Genomic DNA, 4,725 nt, shown 5'->3' with positions numbered 1-4,725 from the left:
GGCAGCCTGCAGCCGATCGGCGGGCACAACCTGCTGGAGCCGGCGGCGGTCGGCACGCCGTCGGTGACCGGCCCGCACCTGCACAACTTCTCCGAAATCTCGCGGCGCATGCGCGAGGCCGGTGCAGTGGCCATCTGCGAGGATGCCGGCGCCGTGTGCGCGGCGCTGCAGTCCCTGCTGGGCGATGCCGAGGCGCGCACGCGCATGGCCGAGGCCGGCTGCGCGCTGGTCGCCAACGGCCGCGGCGCGCTGCAGCGGACCCTGCAGTTGATCGCGCCGCACCTGCCGCCGTTGGCGGGCGATGCGGGCGTGGAGGACTGACGCGTCGTAGAGGTGCGCGGACATATCCGTCGCAGCGGGTATCGCCATGACGGGCTTTTCATGGGAAGTCCCGTCGCGGCTGAAGCCGCTCCTGCGGCTCCTGCGCATGACATGCGTCGTGACTCGAGGTGCCCTGCAAGTCGCGACGCATGGCTCTCGCCATCCCTCTCCTCCCATCGCGCAGCGCGTCGGGACTGAAGTCCCTCCCACAGGAGGCTGCCGCCATTCGCCCCACGCCTCCATAAACAAAAACGGCGGACCCGAAGGCCCGCCGTTTCGGCGGCAAGCGCGCGTGCGTGCGCTTACTGCGTGCTGTTGGTGGAGTTGAGCTTGGATTCGGCGCTCTGGGTCAGCAGCGCGTTGATCGACTGCACCTCGGCCACGTCCAGCGAGCCGAGCGCCTGGCTCAGCAGCAGACGGTTCTGCAGGAAGTTGTAGCGCGCCTGCGCGTAGGCCAGCTGCGCCTGGTACAGGGTGCGCTGGTTCTGCACCACGTCCAGCACGGTGCGGGTGCCCACTTCCAGGCCGACCTGCGAGGCATCGAACGCGGCCTGCGCCGAGACCACCGCCAGGCGCCGCGCCTCGATCTCGCTGATCCCGGCCACCACCGTCTGGTAGGCGTTGCGGGTGTTGCGGTCGAGCGCGCGCTTCTGCAGTTCGTAGGTGTCCTGAGCGATGTCGCGCTGCGCCAGCGCCTGGCGCACGCCGGACTGGGTGGCGCCGCCGGCGAAGATCGGGATGTTCAAGGTCAGACCGATGGTGTTGCTGTCGGCGCGCGGGGTGCTGCCGCTGCCGGAGACGCTGTTGCCCCAGTTCGCATCGCGGCCGGCGCTGGCCGACAGGCTCAGCGTCGGCAGATGCCCGGCGCGTGCCGCCGAGACGCTGGCCTCGGCCGCCTGCACCTGGTACTGGTAGGACCGCAGCGACGGGTTCTTGTCCAGCGCCGAGGCGATCAGGCTGTCGATGTCGCCGCCGGTGGCCGGCAGCTGCGGACGGAAATCCTCCGGCAGGCCGCGCAGGTCGCGCACCGGCTGGCCGGTGATCTGGGTCAGCGCCTGGTACAGGTCCTGCAGCGAGTTGCGCGCATTGATCGTGTCGGCGCGGGCCTGGTCGTACTCGGCGCGGGCTTCGTGCACGTCGGTGATCGGCGCCAGGCCCACTTCCAGGCGCTTGTCGGCGTAGTCGAACTGCTTCTTGGCGGCGGCTTCGTTGGTTTCGGCGGCGACCAGCGATTCGATCGCCACCAGCACGTTGAAGTAGGCCGCCGAGGTGCGCACGATCAGGTCGTCGTTGGCCGAATCCAGGGTGTAGTCGGCGGCCAGGCTGCGCGCCTTCTGCGCGCGCAGGTTGGAGAACTGGGCGAAGTTGACCAGGGTCTGCTGGCCCTGCACGGCGTAGCTGCGGCTCTTGCCGGTGCCGGCCAGTTCGCCGCCGCCGCGCTCGACTTCGCTATGGTTGCGCTGCAGCGACGCGCTGCCGTTGATCTGCGGCAGCAGGGCGGCGCGCGCCTGCACTTCGCCTTCCTTGTCGTACAGCCGGGTCGATTCCGCGGAGGCCAACTGCGGGTCGCTGTTGCGGGCCATTTCGTAGACTTGCAGCAGGTCCGTGGCGTTGGCGGCCAACGGAAACAGCGCGGCGGCCAGCGCCAGGACGAGGGATCGGCGGATCATTGCGGCTTCCTTGATGGATCAGAATGTGAACTGGGGGACTGGCGCTGCGCCTCGCAGGTAGTACGCCAGGTCGGTTTCGAACAGCGATTCCGTGCGCGGCGCGCCCGCTTCGGCATGCACCAGCACCGCTTCCATGACCGGCGCGCGGCCGCGGATCGCGAACAGGCGGCCGCCGGGGCGCAGCCAGGCCAGGAACTGCGCCGGGATCTCGGTGACCGCGGCGGTGACGCAGACCACGTCGAAGCGGCGCTCGCTGTTCCAGGCGAAGGCGTCGGCGGTCTCGATGCGGACGTTGCTGCCCAGGCCGGCGGCGTCCAGGTTGGCGCGCGCGGCGGCGGCCAGGGCCGGCTCGATCTCCAGGCTGACCACTTCGCGGCCGAGCTCGCCCAGGCAGGCGCTGACGAAGCCGCTGCCGGTGCCGATCTCCAGCACGTCCTCGCCCGGCTGCAGGTCCAGGGCCTGCAGCATGCGGCCTTCGATCACCGGCTTCATCATGAACTGGCCGTGGCCCAGCGGAATCTCCAGGTCGGCGTAGGCCACGGCGCGGTGGGCCGGCGGCACGAAGGTCTCGCGCGGCAGCCGCGACAGCACGTCGAGCACGCGCAGGTCCAGCACGTCCCAGGGACGGACCTGCTGTTCCACCATCTTTTCGCGGGCTTGGGAGTAGTCGATCGTCATTTCGGGCATCCAACGCGGAGGGCCGGGCATTTTAGCCGGCACGGAGGCCGGGCGTATGCCGCAGCATCGCCGCCGGACGGTCCGGCGCGCAGTGCCGGAAGTCATCGGCCGTCGCGGACAGCCCCACGGCCGGGCTAGCGCGCCGCATAGGCACGCAGGAAGAAGTCGATGCTGGCCTCGACATGGGCGCGGATCCGCTCCTGGCTGGCGTCGCGGCACAGCCCGCACATCATCAGCGAGTACAGCTCGCCCTTGACCAGGCAGAAGAACTGCGAGGCGGCCAGGTCGAGGTCGGCGATGTCCAGCGCGCCGGCGGCGACGTGGGCCTGCAGCAACTGCGCCAGGTGCTGCTGGGTGCGCTTGGGACCGGCATTCCAGAACATCTCGCGGACGTGGTCGTCGCCGGTGCCCGGGGTCAGCATCATGCGGTGGGTGGCCATCGCCGCCTCGCTGCTGATCATGGCGAAGAAGGCCTGGCCGATGTCCAGCAACTGGGTGCGCAGCGGTCCTTTCAGGGCGTGCCCGAACAGGTCGTCGGGCAGCAGCGCCTGGCATTGCGCGCGCACCGCTTCGGCGAACAGGGTTTCCTTGTCGCCGTAGTGGCTGTAGACGGTGAGCTTGGAGACGCCGGCGCGGGCGGCGATGCCGTCCATGCTGACCCCGCCGAAGCCCAGTTCGGTGAACATTTCCCGTGCCGCTTCCAGGATCGCGGCGCGTTTGCCCATGTCCTTGGGGCGACCGGGCCCGGCGGGACGCGAGGAGGATTTGGCGGAGGCGGCGGACGATTTGCTGACCATGGGTGGCAATACTAGACCAGTCGGTTCGATATTTATACTAGACCCGCTGGTTCATTATTGTGACGCTGCGTTCGGCGGGTGTGGGGCCGGGCTGCGCAGTGCGCCGGCGGGCACGGGCCGCAGGGCCACGGCATCCAATGCTTTGCTTATGCGCGGCTTACATTTGCCTAACATCGGGCTCATGGTCGCCTAATCGACTGCCCCGACGATGCCGCCATGGCCATCGTCCCCCTCTCCGCTGCTTCCGGTTTCCGCTTCGCCGATCCTGTGCTGGTCGATGCCCTGCATCCCGATCGCGCGCAGGTGGAAGCCTTCATCGCCCGGGTCTACCACGAGCGCTACGGCGCGGTCCTGCGCGGCTTTCTTCCGCACCTGCTCGCCTACCACGGCGCCGACGGTCGCCTGCAGGCCGCGCTGGGGCTGCGCTGCGCCAGCGAGGGTCCGCTGTTCGTCGAGCAGTACCTGGCGCAGCCGGCCGAGCTGGCGATCGCCGAGCGGATGCCGCGGCGGGTGGTGCGCACGGAGTTGGTGGAGGTGGGCAATTTCGCCGCCGAGCACGCCGGCGACGCGCGGGCGATGATCCGCGCGCTGACCTGCACCCTGCATGGCGCGGGCCTGCGCTGGGTGCTGTTCGTGGCGACCCGGCAACTGCGCAACGCCTTCGACCGCCTGCACCTGGCCACTGTGGAGCTGGGCGAGGCGCGCGGCCAGGACCTGCGCGACGATCCCAGCGACTGGGGCGACTACTACGCGGCGCAGCCGCGGCTGATGTTCGGCGACATCGCCGCCGGGCACGCCTTCCTGCAACGCGAGGCGGAACCCCGCCACGGCGTGCTGCCCACGTTCCGCGCCTGCCTGGCGGGGGCGCCGTGAGCACGCCCGGCGTCGCCGACCTGCTGGCCGGCTTGCGCGGCGACGACGCGCGCGTGCTTTATGCCGATGGGGCGCTGCGCGAGCGCGATCTGCTCGAGCGCGCCCAGCGCCTGGCCGATGCGCTGCAGGGGCATGGGGTGCATTGCGTCGCCAGCCGCCTGGACAACGGCCCCGAGTGGCTGCTGCTGGATCTGGCGATCCGCCTGAACGGCGGCGTGCACGTGCCGCTGCCGACCTTCTTCAGCCCGGCGCAGGTGCAGTACGCCCTGGCCAGCAGCGGCGCGCAGGGGCTGATCGCGGCGCCGGGTCCGGCGCTGGCCGACCTTGACGGCGAGGCGTTGCGCCTGCCGGAGCCGGGACTGGCGGGCCGGCGCCTGACGCAGGCG

General features: G+C 70.4%; 5 protein-coding genes and 1 pseudogene. 3 read left to right on the top strand and 3 right to left on the bottom strand.

From position 1 onward, the window contains the following. A pseudogene (locus D588_RS0117710) lies at positions 1 to 321 on the top strand (3-deoxy-D-manno-octulosonic acid transferase); the annotation flags it as partial. 302 nt (positions 322 to 623) lie between these two features. On the opposite strand, the gene D588_RS0117705 reads toward D588_RS0117710, so the two are convergent. From D588_RS0117705 to D588_RS0117690, 3 genes are all read right to left on the bottom strand, one after another. Next, a complete protein-coding gene (locus tag D588_RS0117705; protein ID WP_017916924.1) occupies positions 624 to 1,991 on the bottom strand; it encodes a TolC family outer membrane protein in 1,368 nt (455 codons plus the stop codon). A gap of 18 nt (positions 1,992 to 2,009) precedes the next feature. Next, on the bottom strand, positions 2,010 to 2,669 hold the full coding sequence (locus D588_RS0117700) for a protein-L-isoaspartate O-methyltransferase (protein ID WP_010344493.1): 660 nt from the start codon (positions 2,667 to 2,669) through the stop codon (positions 2,010 to 2,012). Positions 2,670 to 2,803: 134 nt separating this feature from the next. Further along, the gene (locus tag D588_RS0117690) at positions 2,804 to 3,394 is read right to left on the bottom strand and encodes a TetR/AcrR family transcriptional regulator (RefSeq protein WP_017911136.1); all 591 of its coding nucleotides are present in this window, start codon (positions 3,392 to 3,394) and stop codon (positions 2,804 to 2,806) included. A gap of 288 nt (positions 3,395 to 3,682) precedes the next feature. On the opposite strand from D588_RS0117690, the gene D588_RS25240 reads away from it, so the two are divergent. Together D588_RS25240 and D588_RS25235 are read left to right on the top strand one after the other, a co-directional pair. Beyond that, on the top strand, positions 3,683 to 4,339 hold the full coding sequence (locus D588_RS25240) for a thermostable hemolysin (RefSeq protein WP_017912894.1): 657 nt from the start codon (positions 3,683 to 3,685) through the stop codon (positions 4,337 to 4,339). After that, positions 4,336 to 4,725 (top strand): AMP-binding protein (locus D588_RS25235; protein ID WP_157836487.1); only part of this gene is annotated, 390 nt, incomplete at its 3' end. The genes D588_RS25240 and D588_RS25235, both read left to right, overlap by 4 nt.

The sequence above is a fragment of the Xanthomonas sp. SHU 308 genome (assembly GCF_000364645.1).
Lineage (GTDB): Bacteria > Pseudomonadota > Gammaproteobacteria > Xanthomonadales > Xanthomonadaceae > Xanthomonas_A > Xanthomonas_A sontii.
The sequence above is the reverse complement of the archived record's forward strand: the minus strand, read 5'-3'. Positions and strand labels throughout refer to the sequence as shown.

Excerpts from the sequence above, each read along its gene's own strand:
- D588_RS25240 (WP_017912894.1), top strand. The coding sequence starts at position 3,683 with ATGGCCATCGTCCCCCTCTCCGCTGCTTCCGGTTTCCGCTTCGCCGAT.
- D588_RS0117700 (WP_010344493.1), bottom strand. The coding sequence starts at position 2,669 with ATGACGATCGACTACTCCCAAGCCCGCGAAAAGATGGTGGAACAGCAG.
- D588_RS0117690 (WP_017911136.1), bottom strand. The coding sequence starts at position 3,394 with ATGGGCAAACGCGCCGCGATCCTGGAAGCGGCACGGGAAATGTTCACC.
- D588_RS0117705 (WP_017916924.1), bottom strand. The coding sequence starts at position 1,991 with ATGATCCGCCGATCCCTCGTCCTGGCGCTGGCCGCCGCGCTGTTTCCG.